Origin of the sequence: Streptomyces adelaidensis (genome assembly GCF_016598475.1) — a bacterium.
In the GTDB taxonomy this organism is placed as follows: Bacteria; Actinomycetota; Actinomycetes; order Streptomycetales; family Streptomycetaceae; genus Streptomyces; species Streptomyces adelaidensis.
On the sequence record NZ_JAEMUX010000201.1, the window covers coordinates 1 to 2,483 of the forward strand.

2 protein-coding genes are annotated in these 2,483 nt (G+C 61.5%); both read right to left on the reverse strand.

The genetic code is table 11. From position 1 onward, the window contains the following. Window positions 1-288: hypothetical protein (locus tag I8N67_RS41225; protein WP_200309438.1), on the reverse strand; the 288-nt coding region annotated here is incomplete at its 3' end. Between the two features lie 868 nt (window positions 289-1,156). Then, on the reverse strand, window positions 1,157-2,483 hold a 1,327-nt coding region (locus I8N67_RS41230), incomplete at its 5' end, for a recombinase family protein (RefSeq protein ID WP_200309439.1).

The window sequence follows — 2,483 nt, forward strand, 5'->3', positions numbered from 1 at the left end:
GGAAAACTCCTCCTCCTCGATGGTCTGTGCGCGTTGCCTCGCCCGGTTGTAACTCGCTATCTCCTTTGCTTTCTCGACCTCTGCCGCCTCGCGCTTGTGCCTCTCTATGAGTGCGTGCGTTTCGGGGTCCAGTCCCGACGTTGGCAGCTTTGACGACAGGGCGCTTACTAGGCGCTGCACCTCCTCGCTATGTGAGTCCAGCCGTGCCGAGTGCGGATTGAGGAGCCACGCGAGGGCGAGGCGTGCGTCTATGTCTGACTGGTTAAGCTCCGGCTTTGACTCAGTCACTCAGCGCCTCCGCCGAGTGGGGCTATCACCCCTGCGATTTGCCCAGCGGCCAAAGCTGCCCGGACCGCATCATGCATGTCTGTGAGCGTTCCTCGGAGGACTGGGCAACTGTCGTCATGGCAGATGGCTACGCGGTAAATTCCGGTGGTTGCGTCGCGCGTGAGTCCGTCGACACGCGAGTTACAGTGACTGCATTTGTACTGTGCCGCAAAGTCTCTGATGGCTTTTTGGGGTCCGCTGGGTGGCTTTGTCGGCTTGCGCGGACGCTTCTTTTTGGGCATGTCTAATCACATCCAAAATGAGTCAGCTGAGATCAATCTGATAACAAGTGATTGGCCACCCAAACGAGTGAGGCCGGGTCCCCTCTAACCGAACGTCGCGTCTCTGACGGAGCGGTGAAGAGCGGGCCCCCCGATTTGCAGGGCTGGGAATCGGGACCCTTGAGTTACTTGAATGCAGGGGTGATTACTCGACCGGAGGCAGGAGTGCCCGGAGCCGTTCGATCTGTTCAGGGGTGAGGGGCGGAGCGCTTTCGACGTCACGCCTGATGCGCTCTGCAAGGGCAAGTGCCCTCAACTCGCGTTGTTCATCGGTGACATCAGCGTCAGAGTTCTGCCGCCTGCGCCCAGCGATGCGGGCGCGAAGGTGTGCCTTCTCGGGAGAGATGGGCATTGGGGACTCCGAGATATGCCCAGCTACGGGCTAGGAGGTGAGTCCGTGCGGCTGCGCGAGGCAGGACGGAAACAGCTTTACTCTGAAGTTGACCCGAGCGCAAGAAAGCACGTGCGTGTAATTCTGCTGTACGGCCCTCAGGAACGCCGAAGCGCCCCCGTCCCAGGAAAGGGACGGGGGCGCCGTTGGTCGGCTGTTACGCGGCCAAAACAGCCTCGCGGACGGGTTCCTTGTGCCAGCGGATACGGTCGGCGGCAGCCTTGCCGCGCCCGCGCTGGATACGCACCTGACCGAGCCAGTCAGCCGACAGCAGGAGCCGCGCGGCCTCGCGGCGCGCCTCGACCGGCGCGGCCTCCCAGCGCTCCGCCACGTCCTTACCAGGCTTGATCAAGTCCGTGAGAACGGCAGGCAGGGTGAGTCTGCGCTCTTGCTCCTCAAGAGCATTGATCTTCTTCGTCAGGGTCTCGACCATCCGCGCGAACATGCGCGCTTCCGCGATGCTCTCGGGTTCTGCGTTCTCCGCCTCGCTCCTGTCGGCACGCACACGGGCAAGCTCCGCGCGGATGCTTTCCAGTTGCCCGGAGTCCTGCGGCGAGGCTGCGAAGTCCTCATAGACTTTGTCCGACGCGAGGTAGGACAGGAGTACGCCAGGAATGAACTCTCCTGTCTTTTCGTCCCTCTTGCCAATAATCAATGCATCGACGGCAGGCTTATCAATTGCCACACATGAGCGACCCTTGCACGTATAGGTGCCCTTGACGTGCGACATGGGTCCGCCGCATACATCGCAACGGATGATCTGTGTAAGTTCGTACCTCGCCCTGCCGTTGCGCGTACTCCGGCGCTCCGGGGCGAGGAGCATACGGCGCACCGCCCAGAACGTCTCACGGTCAATCAGAGCGTCCCACGTGGCCTCATACAGATTGGTTTCAACTTGCTGCGCCTGAAACGAGCGCCCCCGGCTCCTGGGGGTGTGCTTCCGGTATCCGCCGTACGTGGGCCGGAGAGACATCGTCCGCAGGTGCTCATCCGTGAACGGTCGACCGGAGCGGTTGACGTGTCCGGCCGCCTCTAGCTCACGCGCGATGCGCCGATACGACTTGCCCTCGCGCAGGCCCTTGAAAAGTGCTTTCGGTACAGCCGACTCCGCCGGGTTTTCAACCCAGTTGACCAACTTGCCTGTTGTCTCGTCGTACTGCGACATGTAGCCGTGAGGGGGGCGCGAGTGTGGGCGCCCTTGCTCTGCCTGGGCGCCGGACGTCCGACAATTCCGCATGCTGACTTTGTCACTCTCCGTTTCGGAGTCCGAAGCGTCCTCGCGCAGGTTGCGCCGATCCTTCCAGTGTGTGAGGTCATAGAGTCGACCATCACTTGTTATGAAGATCTTTTTGCCGTGCTCCTCGCACAATTCCATGAGGCGCAGCCATTCGGATGTCTTACGGCTGTAGCGGCTGTTTTCCCAGAGAATCAATACATCCTCAGCGAACGCGCCGGATTCAAGGTCTGCCACCAGGCGCGCCCAG